The sequence below is a fragment of the Telluria sp. ZB4P34 genome (assembly GCF_059686055.1).
In genome coordinates, this window is the sequence record NZ_JCASIF010000003.1 from 318008 (window position 1) to 335825 (window position 17818).

The 17818-nt window shown below is 66.4% G+C and carries 13 protein-coding genes; 11 read left to right on the forward strand and 2 right to left on the reverse strand.

Going from position 1 to position 17818, the window contains the following annotated elements:
* Window positions 1-16: 16 nt before the first annotated feature.
* The gene (locus tag AC56KL_RS08295) at window positions 17-1630 is read left to right on the forward strand and encodes a serine hydrolase (RefSeq protein WP_497179681.1); all 1614 of its coding nucleotides are present in this window, start codon (window positions 17-19) and stop codon (window positions 1628-1630) included.
* Between the two features lie 117 nt (window positions 1631-1747).
* Here the strand turns inward: AC56KL_RS08295 and AC56KL_RS08300 are convergent, their stop codons facing one another.
* On the reverse strand, window positions 1748-3319 hold the full coding sequence (locus tag AC56KL_RS08300; RefSeq protein ID WP_497179682.1) for a S1C family serine protease: 1572 nt from the start codon (window positions 3317-3319) through the stop codon (window positions 1748-1750).
* A 139-nt stretch (window positions 3320-3458) separates the two neighbouring features.
* Window positions 3459-4259, reverse strand: coding sequence for a class I SAM-dependent methyltransferase (locus AC56KL_RS08305; protein ID WP_497179683.1), 801 nt, complete (start codon window positions 4257-4259; stop codon window positions 3459-3461).
* A 387-nt stretch (window positions 4260-4646) separates the two neighbouring features.
* Here AC56KL_RS08305 and AC56KL_RS08310 point away from each other — a divergent pair, with 387 nt between their 5' ends.
* The 10 genes from AC56KL_RS08310 to AC56KL_RS08355 all read left to right on the forward strand — a co-directional run bounded on the left by AC56KL_RS08310 (window position 4647) and on the right by AC56KL_RS08355 (window position 17773).
* Window positions 4647-6281: a TldD/PmbA family protein gene (locus AC56KL_RS08310; RefSeq protein WP_497179684.1), complete on the forward strand. Its 1635-nt coding sequence runs from the start codon at window positions 4647-4649 to the stop codon at window positions 6279-6281.
* Between the two features lie 15 nt (window positions 6282-6296).
* A complete protein-coding gene (locus AC56KL_RS08315; protein WP_497179685.1) occupies window positions 6297-7631 on the forward strand; it encodes a TldD/PmbA family protein in 1335 nt (444 codons plus the stop codon).
* Between the two features lie 132 nt (window positions 7632-7763).
* Window positions 7764-9401, forward strand: a complete 1638-nt coding sequence (locus AC56KL_RS08320; RefSeq protein ID WP_497179686.1) for a TldD/PmbA family protein — start codon at window positions 7764-7766, stop codon at window positions 9399-9401.
* Window positions 9402-9414: 13 nt separating this feature from the next.
* Window positions 9415-10752, forward strand: coding sequence for a TldD/PmbA family protein (locus tag AC56KL_RS08325; protein WP_497179687.1), 1338 nt, complete (start codon window positions 9415-9417; stop codon window positions 10750-10752).
* A gap of 24 nt (window positions 10753-10776) precedes the next feature.
* Window positions 10777-11397: a DUF4159 domain-containing protein gene (locus tag AC56KL_RS08330; RefSeq protein WP_497179688.1), complete on the forward strand. Its 621-nt coding sequence runs from the start codon at window positions 10777-10779 to the stop codon at window positions 11395-11397.
* Window positions 11398-11400: 3 nt separating this feature from the next.
* Window positions 11401-12405, forward strand: coding sequence for an AAA family ATPase (locus AC56KL_RS08335; RefSeq protein ID WP_497179689.1), 1005 nt, complete (start codon window positions 11401-11403; stop codon window positions 12403-12405).
* 2 nt (window positions 12406-12407) lie between these two features.
* Window positions 12408-13298 carry a DUF58 domain-containing protein gene (locus AC56KL_RS08340; RefSeq protein ID WP_497179690.1) on the forward strand — a complete coding sequence of 297 codons (891 nt, stop codon included), beginning with the start codon at window positions 12408-12410 and terminating at the stop codon, window positions 13296-13298.
* Complete coding sequence (locus AC56KL_RS08345) at window positions 13295-14266, forward strand: BatA domain-containing protein (protein WP_497179691.1); 972 nt, start codon at window positions 13295-13297, stop codon at window positions 14264-14266. Before AC56KL_RS08340 ends, AC56KL_RS08345 begins: the two co-directional genes overlap by 4 nt.
* Entirely contained in the window at window positions 14250-16247 is a 1998-nt protein-coding gene (locus tag AC56KL_RS08350) for a hypothetical protein (RefSeq protein WP_497179692.1), read from the forward strand. Before AC56KL_RS08345 ends, AC56KL_RS08350 begins: the two co-directional genes overlap by 17 nt.
* The gene (locus AC56KL_RS08355; protein ID WP_497179693.1) at window positions 16244-17773 is read left to right on the forward strand and encodes a hypothetical protein; all 1530 of its coding nucleotides are present in this window, start codon (window positions 16244-16246) and stop codon (window positions 17771-17773) included. Before AC56KL_RS08350 ends, AC56KL_RS08355 begins: the two co-directional genes overlap by 4 nt.
* Window positions 17774-17818: the final 45 nt, after the last annotated feature.

The window sequence follows — 17818 nt, forward strand, 5'->3', positions numbered from 1 at the left end:
GAATAGAGTGTTTTCCATGAATCGCATTGCAGCCGCAGCCCTGCTCGCGCTGACCGCTACCGCCACCGGCGCCGTATTTGCACAGGGCGCCGCCCCAGGCACCGCCGCTGTGGCGCCCGCCTACGACCTGCGCGCCGATGTCGAGCGCGTGATGAAGGAATTCGACGTGCCGGGCATTGCCATCGCCGTCGTCAAGGACGGCAAGGTCGTGGCCGCCGAGGGCTTCGGCGTGCGCAAGCGCGGCGAGCCGGCCAAGGTGGACGGCAAGACCATCTTCGAGATCGCTTCGAACTCCAAGGCATTTACCGCCGCGGCGCTGGCCATGCTGGTCGACCAGGGCAAGCTGGGCTGGGACGACCCGGTGATCAAGCACTTGCCGGACTTCCGCATGTACGACGCCTACGTCACGGCCGAGATGACCATCCGCGACCTGCTGGTACACCGCAGCGGCCTGGGCCTGGGCGCCGGTGACCTGATGTGGTGGCCGACCACCAATTTCACCACCGACGAGATCATCCACAACCTCCGCTACATCAAGCCGGCCACCAGCTTCCGCAGCGCCTACGCCTACGACAACCTGCTGTACATCGTGGCCGGCAAGATCATCGCCGCCAAGTCGGGCAAGACCTGGGGCGAGACCATGCACGAGTGGATCCTGAAGCCCGTCGGCATGGCCAACACCACGACCAGCCTGGAAGAAAACACGAAGTTCGCCAACGTGTCGGCGCCGCACAGCAAGATCAACGGCAAGGCCGTGCCGGTGAAACCGATGCCGGTGGCGAACGCCGTGGGCGCGGTCGGCATCAACACCAACGCCGAAGACATCGCGCGCTGGATGAACGTGCTGCTCGACCAGGGCCGCGTCGGCAAGGATGCGGGCGGCAAGGACCTGCGCCTGTGGTCGGACAAGCAGGCGCGCGAGATGTGGACCGCGCAGACCCCGATGACGATCAGCACGCCGCGCCCACCACTGGCCGCCACCAAGCCGAACTTCTACGCCTACGGCCTGGGCTTCCAGCTGCGCGACTACCAGGGCAAGCTGGTGGCGATGCACGGCGGCGCACTGCAGGGCTTCTATACCCGCGTGCTGCTGGTGCCGGAAGCGAAGCTGGGCATCGCGATCTTCACCAATGCGGAAAGCGGCCCGTCGCTCAACGCCTTGCAATACCGCCTGCTGGACCAGCACCTGGGCGTGACGCCGACCGACTGGATCGGCCGCATCGCGGACATCGACAAGGAGAACCAGGCCAAGGAGCAGGCGCGCATCAAGGGCGAAGCTGCCACCCGGGCTGCAAGCTCGAAGCCGTCGCTGCCGCTGGCGTCCTACGAAGGGGAGTATGAGGATGCGTGGTACGGCAAGGCCACCATCCGCCGCGTGAACAACAAGCTGGTGATGTCGTTCGCGAAGACGCCGGACCTGACCGGGGAGATGGAGCACTTCCAGCACGACACCTTCATCGTGCGCTGGAAGGAGCGCAACTTTAATGCGGACGCCTACGTGACCTTCTCGCTGGACCACGACGGCAGCATCGAACGGGTGCGCATGAAGCCGGTGTCGACGGAGACGGACTTCAGCTATGACTTCCAGGATTTGCTGTTTGTGCCGGTGAAGAAGGACAAGAAGGTCTGATCTGAAGCTGCTTGAACGCGCGGTCGGCAGAGCCGACCACCCTACGATGTAATTCCTGTAGGGTGGTCGGCTTCGCCGACCGCGCGTTCAACTACAAATTGCTTATCGGCGAAGCATTTACTTCCCGCCCCACACCTTCATCATATCCTCCGACCCCTGCGTCCGAATCCCGTTATCCGACAGGATCCCCTCGGTCGCATCCAGCACGCCCTTGCGCGGCAGGATCAGGTTCTCGCCGAAGCGCTGGTCGAACTTGAACACGACAAACTCGTCCTTCTGGTCGCGCAGTACCGACACCAGGTGCGCCAGGCTGCGGATCCTGACGCCGTTCACCGAATCGACCACCGAACCGAAGCGGTTGTTGTAGCCGCGTACCAGCTGGTGCGGGAAGAACGGTCCGCTGACCACCACCAGTTCCTCGCGCGCCGCATCCGGCGAATCGCCGCGGTGCGTGATCAGGGGGCTGTCGTTGAAGGCGTAGGCATTCGCCGCCGCCGCATTCATCACCAGGAAGGACAGGAATTCGCTGGTCGCGCGCGTGAACACCACCGGGCCGTACACGAAGTAGGACGGATAGCCGCCGTTCAGGTCGGGAATGAGCAGCGGACGCGGGCCGCTGGTCGGCACCTCGACCTGCATCGGCTTGCCCGCACGGACGATCTTCATCGGCACCTTACCGTTGCGCGCCACCTGCTGGATGCGGTACTGGAAGCGCACGCGCAGGTTCGCGCCCAGCTTCACCATGCCCTGGTTGTCGATCGCGTGCTCGCCAATGTGGGTGATGATGTCGCCTTCCTTCAACGGCCAGCTGGGGTCCGTCTTGTACGGACGGTGCACCAGCGCGCCTTCCACCGACTTGTCGATCTTCAGGTACTGGCGCAGCGCCGGGTTCTCCAGCGTCTGGACGCTGTCGTGCAGCAGCGGCTTGCCGTCGTAGCGGCCGTCCGCCACGTCCTTCAGGAACAGCTCGATCTCTTCGTTCGGGATCACGTAGCCGATGTTCTGGGCGTTGGCCGCCATCGAGAAGGCCAGGCCGATCATCTTGTCGCCGGCGATCACCGGGCCGCCGCTGTTGCCCGGGTTGATCGGCGCGTCGATCTGGATGCGCAGGCCCGAGCTGAACGAGCCATAGCCGACGAACTCCACACGCGAGACGATGCCTCGGGTGGTCGACAGCGAATTGCCGCCCACCGGATAGCCGTAGGCGAACACCGCTTCGCGCACGTCCGGCAGCACGGCGGCGCGCTGCACCGGCGGGCGCTTGTCGAAGAAGGACGGGTCGTCCAGTTCCAGCACGGCCAGGTCGAGGCCGCGCGCCAGCGCGATCACCTTGGCCGACACCTTGTCGCCCGACTGGCTGGCCTGCACCTCGACCTGGCTGGCGTAGCCGACCACGTGGGCGTTGGTCAGGATGCGCTTGCCCTCGATGATGACGCCGGAACCGGTGACGTCGGCCGGGGACTGCTTGGTCCAGGGCTTGTACGGGTCGGGACGGCGCACGGTGGCGAAGATCTTGACGACCGAATTCTCGATGGCGGGCAGGGCCGGCGCCTTGGTGGCGGAAGGGGTGGCGACGGCCGTCGACGGCGGGGTGTCGGGCGTCGGGGCGCTTGGTGGGGGCGTCTCTTGTGCGTGGACGAGGCCGGCCAGGGCGAATGCCACGGCGGCGGCAAGGCGTGCGGTTTTCATGGTTTCCTTCGGTAGCTCAAACGGGTCGAATCTGCAAATGCTGTCAGCGAAGCACTGCAAGAATATACACGCTCGCCGCCGAAGGAAACACGCCAATTTTCACCAGGGCAGCCCATCGGGCTGCCTTGGTGAAAGGAGATTACTGCTTGACGAACTTGAGCGTCATGCGGTCGCTCTCGCCGATCGCCATGTACTTCTCGCGGTCCGTGTCCTTGTTGGCCAGCACCGGCGGCAGGGTCCACACGCCCTTTTCATGGTTGGCGGTGTCCTTCGGATTGGCGTTCACTTCGGACTTGGCGGCCAGCTTGAAGCCGGCGCCTTCGATCGTCTTGATCACCCAGGCTTCGTGCACGTAGCCGGTCGAGGCCTTGGCATCCTGCGTCATCGAGGCTGGCAGGCGGTGGTCGACCACGCCCAGTACGCCGCCCGGCTTGAGCACCTTGTGGATTTCCTGCAGGGTGTTCTTCAGCGCCGCGTCACCGTGGCCGACCCAGTTGTGCAGGTTGCGGAAGGTGAGCACCATGTCGACGCTGTTCGGCGCCGCGATCTGGAAAGTCGCCGGCGGTTCGAACACGCTTGGGACCACCTTGCCGAAGACGGCCTGGTTGGCGTCGAACTTCGCCTTGAGCGCCATGCCGCCGCGCTTTCCTTCAACGAAGGCCTGGCCTGCGGCGATCAGCTTGCCGTTCTTGCTCAGGTAGGGCCCGAGGATCTCGGTGTACCAGCCGCCGCCGGGCGCCAGTTCCACCACCGTCATGTTCGGCTTGATGCCGAAGAAGCTCAGCGTCTCGTACGGGTGGCGCCAGGTGTCGCGCGCCTTGTTGGCGGCGCTGCGGTGTTCGCCGGCGATCGCGGCTTTCAGGGCATCGTCCGCTGCTGCGGTATTCACGGCGCCAGCCAGGCCGGAGGCCAGCATCGCTGCCAGGATCAGTCGTTTCATCGGTTCGAAGTCTCCAAGTGATTGTGCGCGGCCGGGAACGCCGCCGCCGCGCCGATGATCGGTCACACTCGGCGGACAGTCAAGCGTTCTCGCGCATGCATACGTTTCCACTCTGTAAGTTGTCCAGTCAAGTGTCCGGGGCGGACACGCGGACGCCCGTGCGGACACTTTTTCGGACACCGAAGGTCCGCAATATCACGCTTTTAAATACCGTCATGATCTGGCACAACAATTGCCTATTCAAAAGCGCGAGTTGCTGCTAAGGTTGACAAGTTTGCCGGGGCCCATGGCCCGGGTCGACGCCACTCCCTCCGCAGTAAATACAAGAGCGGGCCGCACCACGAGTCGGGACCGCTGCCCAGAAGTAGGTTGATTTCAGGAGACACAATGGAACGCCGTACCTTTCTCAATTTCAGCAGCCTGGCGCTTGCCTCCACGCTCGTCCCGTTCAGCCGCGCGATCGCCGCTGACGAACTGCTCAGCTCCATGCCCACGGCCGCCAAGAAGGCGCTGGCCGACGTCGCGCTGAACGCCGCCACCAAGGCAGGCGCCAGCTACGCCGACGTGCGCATCGGCCGCTACCTGAACCAGTTCATCACCACCCGCGACCTGAATGTCGAGAACGTGGCCAATACCGAGTCGGCCGGCGTGGGCGTGCGCGTGATCGCGAACGGCGCCTACGGATTCGCCGCCACCTCGGACATGAGCGCCGACGGCATCGCCAATGCGGCGCGCCAGGCGGTCGCCATCGCCAAGGCCAACGGCAAGCTGCAGTCCGAACCGGTGCGCCTCGCACCGGTCAAGGGCGTCGGTGAAGTATCGTGGAACACGCCGATCAAGAAGGATTGGCGCACTGTGCCGATCAAGGAGAAAGCGGACCTGCTGATCGCCGCCAACAAGGCCGGCATGGAAGGCGGCGCGACCTTCATGAATTCGATGCTGTTCCAGGTGAACCAGCAGAAGTACTTCGCTTCCACCGACGGCTCCTACATCGAGCAGGACGTGCACCGCCTGTGGGCCCCGTTCCAGGCCACCGCCGTGGACAAGGCCACCGGCAAGTTCCGCTCGCGCTCCGGTCTGGGGGCGCCAGTCGGCATGGGCTACGAGTATCTGGACGCGCGCCCCGAGCACAAGCTCAAGGCGGCCGGCGGCGTCGCCACCCTGTACACCGGTTCCTACGACATCATCGAGGACGCGAAGGCCGCGGGCCGCGATGCCAAGACCAAGCTGACCGCGAAATCCGTCCTCCCGGGCAAGTACGACCTGATGCTGTCGCCGGAACACCTGTGGCTGACCATCCACGAAAACGTCGGCCACCCGACGGAACTGGACCGCGTGCTCGGCTACGAAGCCAACTACGCCGGCACCAGCTTCGCCACGCTGGATAAATGGGAATCGAAGAAGTTCAAGTACGGTAACCCGATCGTCAACCTGTTCGCCGACAAGACCACCCCGGGTTCGCTCGGCGCCGTCGGTTACGACGACGAAGGCGTCAAGACCAGGAAGTGGGACATCATCAAGGACGGCATCCTGGTCAACTACCAGGCCACCCGCGACCAGGCCCACATCATCGGCGAGAAGGAATCGCACGGCTGCTCGTACGCGGACTCGTGGAACTCGGTGCAGTTCCAGCGCATGCCGAACGTCTCGCTCGCCGCGGGCAAGAAAAAGCTGACGCCGGACGAGATGGTCAAGGACATCAAGAAGGGCATCTACATCGTTGGCGACGGCTCGTTCTCGATCGACCAGCAGCGCTACAACGCCCAGTTCGGCGGCCAGCTGTTCTACGAGATCAAGGACGGCAAGATCGGCCAGATGCTGGAAGACGTGGCCTACCAGGCCAACACCCAGGAGTTCTGGACCGCCTGCACCGCCATCTGCGACGAGCGCGACTGGCGCATGGGCGGTTCCTTCTTCGACGGCAAGGGACAGCCGCCGCAGATCAGTATCGTGTCGCACGGCTCGTCGACCGCGCGCTTCAACGGCATCAACGTGATCAACACCGCTCGCAAGATCGGCTAAGGCAAAGGACCCCTCATGAGCATCCTGACCCAAGACCAGACCAAGCGAATCACCGACCGCGTGCTGTCGCTCTCGAAGGCCGACGAGTGCATCGTCAGCATCGAAGGCAGCCGCATCGGCAATATCCGCTTCGCGCGCAATGCCGTGTCCACTGCTGGCCTGGCCGACGACACCCAGCTCCAGGTGCAGGTCGCCTTCGGCAAGCGCCAGGGCACCGCCACCATCAACGAGTTCGACGACAAGTCGCTGGAAAAGGCCGTGCGCCGCGCCGAGGACCTGGCGCGCCTGGCGCCGGAGAACCCCGAGTTCATGCCGGCGATCGCCAAGACCGCCTACCAGTCGTCGGACACCCATGTCCAGCGCACCGCCGCCATCGACCCGGAATTCCGCGCCCAGGCCGCCGCCTACGCGATGGAAGCCTGCCGCAAGAAAGGCCTGGTGTCGGCCGGCTTCTTCACCGACCGCGAGAGCTTCGAGACCATCGCCAACTCGAACGGCGTGTTCGGCCACCAGGTGGCCACCTCACTCGACTTCACCTGCACCGTGCGCACCGAAGACGGCCGCGGTTCCGGCTGGGTCAAGCGTTCGGCGCGCGACGTGGCCAAGTTCGACCCGCGCGAAGCTGCCGACGTGGCGATCGAAAAGGCGCTGCGCTCGGTGGACGCGAAAGCCCTCGAGCCGGGCCGCTACACCGTGGTGATGGAGCCTTCCGCCACCAGCGACCTGCTCACCTTCATGATCGGCGGCTTCAACGCCCGCATGGCGGACGAAGGCCGCAGCTTCCTGTCGAAGAAAGGCGGCCAGAACCGCCTGGGCGACAAACTGTTCGATCAGCAGGTCAACATCTGGACCGACCCTTGGGACAAGGACGTGCCGGTGCTGCCGTGGGACGGCAACATGCTGCCGCGCGAACGCACCCACCTGGTCAAGGACGGCCGCATCAATGCGCTGAACTACTCGCGCTACTGGGCCAAGCAGAAGAACCAGCGCGCCACGGGCACCGCAGGCAACATTATCATGGCCGGTACCGACAAGAGCACGGCGGAACTGATCGCCAACACCAAGAAGGGCGTGCTGGTGACCCGCACCTGGTACATCCGCATGGTGGACCCGCAGTCGGTGCTGGTGACGGGCCTGACCCGCGACGGCACCTTCTACATCGAGAACGGCAAGGTCAAGCACCCGATCAAGAACTTCCGCTTCAACGAGAGCCCGGTGACCATGCTGAACAACATCGACGAGATCGGCAAGCCGCTGGTGATTGGCGGAGACGAGGCGAACTACTCGATGCTGATTCCGGCGATGAAGATCCGCGATTTCAACTTCACGTCGCTGTCGGACGCTGTTTAAGCAATTGTAGGGTGGGCGGGTTCTCCGCCCACGCGTCCAATTCACGCCTGAATAGACGGAGCGTTTGGTCTAGCTCGGGTTGAACGCGTGGGCGGGAGACCCGCCCACCCTACGAACTACACGGATACTCAAATGGAACGTCGTAAATTCCTGCAAATCGGCGCCGGCACCGCGGGCGCCATGCTCATCCCCGTCTTCGGCAACGCCATCGCCGCCGATGAGCTCATGAATGCCATGCCCACCAGCGCCAAGAAGCTTCTTGCCGACACCGCGCTGAACGCCGCCACCAAGGCCGGCGCGTCCTACTGCGACGTGCGCATCGGACGCTACCTGAACCAGTTCATCATCACGCGCGACCTGAACGTCGAGAACATCAGCAATACCGAGTCGACCGGCGTCGGCGTGCGCGTGATCGCCAACGGCGCCTATGGCTTCGCCTCGACCAACAACCTGACCCCGGACGGTATCGCCAATGCGGCGCGCCAGGCCGTGGCGATCGCCAAGGCCAACGCCAAGCTGCAGAGCGAGCCGGTACGCCTGGCGCCGGTCAAGGGCGTGGGCGAAGTGGCCTGGGCCACCCCGGTCAAGAAGGACTGGCGCGGCATCCCGGTCAAGGACAAGGCCGACATGCTGATCGCCGCCAACAAGGCGGGCCTGGACGCCGGCGCGAGCTTCATGACCGCGTCGCTGTTCCAGATCAACCAGCAGAAGTACTTCGCTTCCACCGACGGCTCCTACATCGACCAGGACATCCACCGCCTGTGGGCGCCGATCAATGCGACCGCCGTCGACAAGGCCAGCGGCAAGTTCCGCTCGCGCGCGGGCCTGTCCTCGCCGGTCAGCATGGGCTACGAATACTTCGACGCCAAGGCCAGCGACAAGGTGCGGGCCGCGGGCGGCGTGACCACGCTGTATACCAACTCCTACGATATCGTGGAAGATGCGCGTCTCTCAGGAAAACAGGCACGCGAGAAGCTCAGCGCCAAGTCGGTCGAGCCGGGCAAGTACGACCTGGTGCTGTCGCCGGAACACCTGTTCCTCACCATCCACGAGAACGTCGGACACCCGACGGAACTGGACCGCGTGCTCGGCTACGAAGCCAACTACGCCGGCACCAGCTTCGTGGGCCTGGACAAATGGGAATCGAAGAAATTCAAGTACGGTTCCGAGCGCGTGAACTTCGTTGCCGACCGCACCACGCCGGGTTCGCTCGGCCTGATCGGCTACGACGACGAAGGCGTGCGCGCCAAGAAGTGGGACATCATCCGCAACGGCATCCTGGTGAATTACCAGGCCACGCGCGACCAGGCCCACATCATCGGCGAGAAGGAATCGCACGGCTGCTCCTACGCCGACAGCTGGAGCACCATCCAGTTCCAGCGCATGCCGAACATCTCGCTGGAGCCGGGCAAAGCCCGGCTTACGCCAGATGAGCTGGTCAAGGACGTCAAGAAAGGCATCTACATCCTCGGCCGCGGTTCGTACTCGATCGACCAGCAGCGCTACAACTCCCAGTTCGGCGGCACGCTGTTCTACGAGATCAAGAACGGCAAGATCACCGGCCAGCTGGAAGACGTGGCCTACCAGACCAACACCCAGGAATTCTGGAACGCCTGCTCGGCCATCTGCGACGAGCGCGACTGGCGCATGGGCGGCTCCTTCTTCGACGGCAAGGGCCAGCCGAGCCAGGTGAGCGCAGTCTCGCACGGTTCGAGTACCGCGCGCTTCAATGGCATCAACGTCATCAACACCGCACGCAAGATCGGTTGAGGGGAAGAACATCATGAAACAGCTGAACCAGGAAGAAGCAAAACGCATCGCCGACCGCGTGATCGGTTTCTCGAAAGCCGACGAATGCAACGTGTCGATCCAGGGCAACCGCACCGGTAACATCCGCTTCGCACGCAACAGCGTGTCGACGGCAGGCCTGACCGAAGACACCCAGCTGGCCGTGCGCGTCGCCTTCGGCAAGCGCGTGGGCACCGCCGTCGTCAACGAGTTCGACGACAAGTCGCTGGAAAAAGCGGTGCGCCGTGCCGAGGAACTGGCGCGCCTGGCGCCGGAAAATCCGGAGTTCGTCCCGGCCGTCGGCAAGCAGGAATACCGCGGCACCCAGACCTTCGTACCCGCTACCGCCGCGATCGATCCGGCCTACCGCGCCGAAGTCGCCGCCGCCTCGATCGGCCAGGCGCGCGCCAAGAAGCTGGTGACCGCCGGCTTCTTCACCGACAGCACCAGCTTTGCCTGCATCGCCAACTCAAAGGGCGTATTCGGCTTCCAGGAATTCACCGACCTGTCCTTCACCTGCACCGCACGCACCGAAGACGGGCGCGGCTCGGGCTGGGTGACCCGGTCGGCCGTGGATGCACGCCGCTTCAACGCGGCGGAAGCAGCCGAGATCGCGATCGACAAGGCGCTGCGCTCGGTGGACGCCAAGGCGCTCGAGCCGGGCCGCTACACCGTGATCCTGGAACCGGCGGCGACCTCGGAAATCCTCGGCAACATGTTCGCCTCGTTCGGCGCCCGCGCCGCGGACGAGGGCCGCAGCTTCCTGGCCAAGAAGGGCGGCGGCAACCGCCTGGGCGAGAAACTGTTCGACGAGCAGGTGAACATCTGGGCCGACCCGTGGAACCCGGACGTGCCGGTGGCGCCGTGGGACAACCAGACCATGCTGGCCCGCAAGCGCACCGACCTGATCAAGAACGGCCGCGTCGCCTCGCTCGGCTACTCGCCGTTCTGGGCGCAGAAAACCGGCAACCAGGCCACGGCCGGCCACGGCAACATGATCATGGCCGGCGGCACCAAGTCGCTGGACGAGCTGGTGGCCGACACCAAGAAGGGCATCGTGGTCACCCGCACCTGGTACATCCGCATGGTCGACCCGCAGTCGCTGCTGATCACCGGCCTGACCCGCGACGGCACCTTCTACGTCGAGAACGGCAAGATCAAGCACCCGGTGAAGAACTTCCGCTTCAACGAAAGCCCGGTCACCATCCTCAACAATATCGACGAGCTGGGCAAGCCCCAGATCATCGGTGGCGACGAGGTGCCGTTCCAGATGGTGCTGCCGCCGATGAAGGTCCGCGACTTCAACTTCACTTCGCTGTCCGACGCGGTCTGAGTCTTCTTTTTTAATGGCCCGCTTATGGCATCCTTCGATTTCTACTTCACGCGCCTGAGTTACGAGTCGGGCGACTGGGACGTGGATATCCGTATGCCCAGCAACGTGCTGAACTCGCTCGTCGAGTACACCACGCTGCGGGTGGATCCGGCGGAGCGTATCGTCGCGCTGTCGGATCCGAAGATGCTGCAGGCGCCGTTCTGTTATTTCGCCGGGCACAAGCTGGTGCAGTTCACCCCGGCCGAACGGCGCAACCTCGAGAAATACGTGCGCGGCGGCGGCTTCGTGTTCGTGGACGACTGCAACCACGACATCGACGGTTTATTTGCGAAGTCGTTCGAGGCCGAGATGAGCAAGATCTTCGGCGCCTCCGCCCTGAAGAAGATCCCGAATACGCATCCGCTGTATTCCTGCTTCTTCAAGTTCGACGGGCCGCCGACCACCGGCGGGGAACTCAACGGCTGGGGCGACGACCTGGTGCACGAGTACCTGAAGGCGATCGAGTTCGGCGGGCGCATCCGCCTGCTGTACTCGAACAAGGACTACGGATGCGAGTGGGACTACGACTTCCGCAACAAGCGGTTCCTCGCGGTCGACAACACCCGCTTCGCGGTCAATATCATTCAATATGCGTTGGGAGCGTGAGCGGTGGCTGAACGTGATGTGGTAGCGTGGAGTGAACAGGAAATCGCCGACCTGACGGCGAAGATAGCTGCGCTGAAGGACAGCATGGCGCGCGTGATCATCGGGCAGGAAGAGGTCGTCGACCTGCTCGTCACCTGCCTGCTGGCCGGCGGCCACGCGCTGGTCGAGGGCGTACCGGGCCTGGGCAAGACCCTCCTGGTGAAATCGCTGGCGCAGGCCACCGACATGCAATTCCGCCGCGTGCAGTTCACGCCGGACCTGATGCCCTCCGATATCGTCGGCACCGAGATCCTGGAAGAAGACGCCAGCACGCGCCAGCGCGTGTTCCGCTTCCAGCAGGGCCCCGTGTTCACCCAGGTGCTGCTGGCCGACGAGATCAACCGCGCACCGCCCAAGACCCAGTCGGCGCTGCTGGAAGCGATGCAGGAACGCGCGGTCACCTTCGCGGGCACCACCCACAAGCTGCCGCGGCCTTTCTTCGTGCTGGCGACGCAAAACCCGATCGAGCAGGCCGGCACCTACCCGCTGCCGGAAGCGCAGCTCGACCGCTTCCTCTTGCGCATCGACGTTGTTTATCCGACCGAAGACGAAGAGGTGCTGATGGTCTCGCGCACCACCCACGCGGGCCTGGACGATGCCGAGCCGGCGATGACGGTGGAGACCCTGCTGCGCCTGCAGCAGCTGGTGCGCGACATCGAGATCGGCGAACACCTGCTGCGCTATGCGACGCGCCTGGTGCGCAATACCCGTCCGGCGCTCACCACGGTGGCGGCGGTCAAGCAGCACATCGGCTGGGGCGCCGGCCCGCGCGCCGGCCAGGCGCTGGTGCTGGCCTCGAAAGCCCGCGCCCTGATGCAGGGGCGCCTGGCGGTCACGCGCGACGATATCCAGGCCATGCTGCTGCCGGTGCTGGCGCACCGCGTGCTGCGCAACTTCGAGGCGGAGGCCGACGGCATCGCCATCGCCGACATCCTGCAATCCCTGCGCAACGAGATCCGGGTCGATTAATCTTGTCGCTGGCGAAGACCGCGCTGATCGCGCACACGCAGAAGCTCGACCTCGTCATCCGCCATGTGCTGGCGGGGCTCGGCCACGGCATCCACGCCGGGCGCGAGCGCGGGGCGGGCGTCGAATTCTCGGAATACCGGGCCTATGCGCCCGGGGACGAGTGGCGCCGCGTCGACTGGAAGCTGCTGGCGCGCGCCGACCGCTATTTCGTGCGCGAAGCGGAACGCGACAGCCACGTGGCGGTCTGGCTGGTGCTCGACGCCAGCGCCTCGATGCTCGAGCCCAGCCGGCTGGTAGCGGGCGTGGACAAGCTGGCCTACGCCCGCACGCTGCTCGGCTGCGTGGCGGCCATCGCGCAGCGCCAGGGCGATGCCTTCGGCCTCGTCGTCCTGAATGGCGGCAAAGTCCAGTTCACCCCCGCCCTGCGCGGCCCGCGCCAGCTGCAGCGGGTGCTGCTGCAACTGAGCCGCGTGCAGCCGGAGGGCGCATTGCCCGATGCCAACACCTTGCGCGCCAGCCTGCACTTCGCCCAGTCTCCCAGCGTCATTTTTGCCGCCAGCGACCTGCTCGACTGGCCGTCGCCGCTGTCCCAGGCCCTGGTTCGCCTGCGCGGCATGCGCCACGACGTGCGCGTGCTGTGCCTGCAGACGCAGGCGGAAGTCGACGCGAGTTTCTCGTCGGCGCCGGCCTACCGCGACCCGGAGCAGGGCGCCGGTGTCTACCGTTTCGGCGCCGACCTGAAGGAAGGCTACCGCCAGAACCGCGAGCAGCATTTTGCGGCCGTCACCGCGGCTTGCCGCAAGAGTGACATCCCGGTCGTTGCTGCGCGCATCGAACAGCCGCCCGGCGAGGTCCTGCGCCTGTGGTTGCGCCGCCCGGGGAGGCGCCCATGAACGCACTGTGGTGGGTTGCGCTTCCCATCCTGCTGCTGCCGATCTGGTGGCACCGCCGCAAGCGCGAGCAGCACAAGGCCGAGCCGCTGGCCACCAGCCGCTTCCTGCCGCGCGCCGAGCCGCGCCAGACCCGTGCGTGGTCTTGGCACGACCTCATGCTGCTGCTGGTGCGCTGCCTGATGCTGGTCACGGCGATTGCCTGGCTGGCCGACCCGGTCATGCCCTGGCGCGGCGACACCGTCATCGTCGCCACCGGCACCGACCCCAAATGGGCCGAGCAGCAGGCCGCACAGGCCGGGCTGGCACAGGCGGACCGCCTCGCCATGCCGGCCGCGCAAACGATCGGCTGGCTGCGCGCCCACCAGCGCGAATGGCGGCCTGAAGCGCGCCTGCTGGTGCTGGGCGACGTGCCGATGCCGGCGCTGGAGCCGGAATTCGTTCGCCGCATCGAACTGCGCACCCTGGCGCGTCCGCCCGAGAAAGCCGAACGCCGCGTCCACATTGCCAGCGAGCGCCCGGAACAGTGGCGTCGCGTGTTCGCTGCCGAGGGCATCGTCATCGACGACGCGACCGGCGCCAGGACCGCGCTGATCGTGTGGGACCGCAAGGACGCTCCGCCCGCATCGCTGCGCGCGCCGCTGTGGCTCGTCGCCGATATTGCCGCTTTCCCGGAACTGGCCAGGGCCCCGCAGGTGGGCGGCTTGCGCTATACGGACAGCGCGCGTGGCCGCCTCTGGCATGCCGAGGCCTGGCCGCCGAAGACGGCGGACGCAGCGCGCGCACTGCTGGACGACTGGCAGCGCCTGCACATTGGCCCACCGGGCCATACCGCACCCTCGCGCATGTTCGAGGCGTCCGGCACCGCCCGTGCGCCCGAGCCGAGCGGCGCATTGCGCGACATGCTGATGGCCGCCCTGGTGGCCTTGTTCGCACTCGAAAGGATCCTGACGCATGCACGACGGCGCTGAGATCACCCGCCGCGTCTGGCGCGCCGCCCAGCTGCGCCGGCTGCCCCTGTGGATCGTGGGCGCCTTGCCCTGGCTGCTCATCCGCTCTGCGCCGGGCCTGCTCGCATGGACCATGTGGTGCGCCTGGGACTGGGCCGTCCTGCGCCGCCGCGTCGCCTTCCAATGGACCTCCTGGCTCGACGGCGCGGTGCCCGAGATGGAGGACAGCAGCGCGCTCATCGAGCATGCACCGACGCCGGTGGCCCAGCTGCAGCGCCGCCGTCTCCTCCAGCGCCTGGATGCCGGCGTCACGGGTCAGCGGCTGCGCGAGATCGCGCGCGGCCGCGTGAGCGCCGGGCTGCCCTGGCTGATGGGCAGCATGGCGGCCGCAGCGGCCGTCTGGTTCGCGAGCTCGGCGCCACAGCAAGGCGGCGCCGCAACACCCGGAAAAATTCCTGCGGCGATCGCGGCCCCGGTCGCTGCCCAGCTGGTGGTACGCACCGCGCCGCCTGCATACACCGGCGTTGCCCCGATAACGTCCGCGCCCAAGGACTTGCAGGTGCCGGAGCAGACCGTCTTGACCTGGTGCCTGAAGGAGCCGTCGGCTGCGGAAGAAAGCATCGAGCTCAGCAATGGCCAGGTCCTCAAACCAGGCAAGGAATGCGCGCGCTGGCTTGCTTCGGAATCGGTGTTCTGGCGCTGGCGCGGCAACCGCTACACCGTCAAGGTGATCCCCGACCAGCCGCCGGAAATCACGATGACCGCGCCGACGCAGATGGTGCAGGAACTGCCTGACACCGCAACCAGCGCCGCGATGGGCGTGAAGGTGAGCGACGACTACCTCGTCAAGCGCGCCACCCTGCACATGACGCTGGCGCGGGGCAGCGGCGAGAACGTCCGCTTTACCGACCGCGAGATGCCGATCCCCGCGTCGCGCAATCCAAGGCAGCGCAACTGGTCGAAGAACTGGCTGCTCTCCGAGCTGGGCATGGAACCAGGCGACGAGCTGTATTTCTTCGTGCGCGCTACCGACAACGCCGCCCGCCCGCACACGGTGCAGTCGCCGACCTACACGCTGCGCCTGCCGGCGCCGCCCGAGGAAGCGGAAGAAGAGAGCGCTGCCATGCCGATGCTGGTCAAGCCCCAGAGCCTGCGCAGCCAGCGCCAGATCATCATCGATACCGAACAGCTGGTGGCGGACATGCGCAGCACGAAAATGAGCATGGATGCGGTGCGCGAGCGCAGCCAGAAGATCGCCAACGACCAGGGCGCGCTGCGCCGCCGCTACGGCCAGTTCCTGGGCGAAGAGTCCTCCCTGTTCTCGGACGGCGAGGACGAGCATCACGAGGATGACGGCCATGGCCATGGCGCAGAAGAGGGCAGCAGCCAGAGCATCCTGCAAGCATATGGCCACGCCCACGACGAAGCCGAGAACGCCACGCTGTACGACGAAGCCACCAAGAAGGTGCTGCGCCGCGCGCTGGCGGCCATGTGGGACGCCGAAAAGGCCCTGCGCGCGATCACGCCGAAGGTCGCCCTGCCGCCCGAGCACAAGGCGCTCGAGGCAATCAAGGAACTGCAGCAGGCCGAGCGTGTCTACCTGCACAAGACCGCCTTCGTGCCGCCGCCGATCAAGGAAGAAAAGCGCATGACCGGCGACATGATTGGTGCAGCCAGCTACCGCCGCGAGCAGGGCGGGCTTGAGCCGCGCGTGCCGGAAGACGTGCACCTGCTGGTGCAGGCCCTCTCCAGCGACGGCCCGCTGCCGGCGCTGTGGACCCGCAGCGCGCACGACTGGGTGCGCAGCCGCCTGCAGGACGACGACCAGCGCCTGTCGGCCCAGACCGCGATCCAGGACGTGGCGGACGGCTGCCTGCCCTGCCGCCCGGTGCTGCGCGCCTGGCTGCGCCAGGGAGCGGGGCAGGGCCAGGTGCTGCTGCAGGCCAGGCCGACGGTCGAGACGCCCTTCGTGCGCGCATGGCGCGAAGGAGCAAAGCCATGATGAGCACCAACCTCATGCTGGGCTTGATCGGCCTGGCCGGCGTCGCCAGCGCCGGCCTGTATGCCCGGCGTCGCCAATTCATCGACGCGCTGCTGGTGCTGATTGCCGCCACCGCGCTCGGCTTGTTCGCGGCCGGCATTCCTTTGCCCGGCGACGCCGGCCGGACGCTCACGCTCGACCCGGCCGCACCCACGCCGGCGCTTGAGGGCGTGCGCACGTTTGCCGTCAAGGGCGACGGCCTGCGCGCGGCGCAATGGCACGACCTGCCGGCGCTGCCGCTGCAATGGCAGCGTCCGGAAGGCGGCAGCCTGCGCCTGCACTATCCGCGCCAGCTGGCGCTCGGGCGGACGTTCACCCTGCGCGTGCAGCGCGACGATAAAGCGGATGCGCGCCTGCAGCTGCTGGCCGAGAACGGCCAGGTCATCGCGGATGCGCGCGGCACGGGCGAGCTGGTGGTCAACTGGATGCCGCCGCTGGCCGAGCGCGTCGTCCTGAAAGCGCGCCTGCTCGATGCTGCCGGCAAGACGATCGCCGAGGGCCCGGTGCCCTTGAGCGTGGTCGCACCAAGCATCCTGCAGGTGCAGGGCCGCTTCGGCGCCCCGTCGTTCGATCTGCGCACGCTGAACGAGCTGCTGGCCGGCAGCGGCGCCCTGCTCGACTGGCAGGTGGTGCTGGGCCGCGCCGTCACGCGCACGGAATTGCCTTCGGCCGAGATGAAGGCGCCGAACCTGCTGGTGATCGACGCCGCCTGGTTCGAGCGGGCCAGCGGCGCCGAACGTTCCGCGCTGCTGGGTCGTGTGGCCGGCGGCCTGCCGCTGCTGGTGCTGGGCGCAAACGCCAGCGATCCGGGCGTCTGGTCGCGCACGCTGGGCCTGCCACTGCAGCCGCAGCCGGCGGACAAGAAGATCGACACGCCGCTGGAAATGCCGGTCGCGCCGCTGAATCCGGCCGCGCGTGAAGCAGGCGAGTGGAGCGGTTCGGACAACCTGGTCTGGACACGCAGCTGGCAGAAGGGCCGGATCGCCTGGCTCGGCGCTGCCGAGTGGCATCGCCATGCCATTGCCGAACCGCAGGCGCTGGCCCTGTGGTGGCAGGGCGTGCTCGACCGCGTGGGCGTGGAGCTGCCCAGGGAAGTCGAATGGCTGGAGCCGGAAGAGCTGCCGCTGCCGGGCCAGCGCATGGAACTGTGCGCGCGCGGCGTAAAGGGAGACGTGACCTTCCCGGAACTGAAGCTCACGCGCACCTGGGCGCCGCGCACCGACGCCGCCTGCGTGGCGGTGTATCCCGAAAAGCCGGGCTGGCTGCGGGTAGAGGATGCGAAGGCGGGCGCCCATGCGATGTATGTGTACGCGCCCGGCGACTGGCCGCAGTGGCAGGCGGCGCAGCGCCGCGACGCGACCGCGCGCTATGCCGCCCGCACGCCCGCGAAAGCGCTGGACGGCGCGGCGCGCGCCTTCCCGGCCTGGCCCTTCGCGCTCGCTTTTGCCCTGGCGATGCTGCTGCTCTGGTGGCGCGAACGGCGCTAGGCGACGCAGTCCTGTTGGGCGTGGCGTCGAAATAGATCGCCGCCC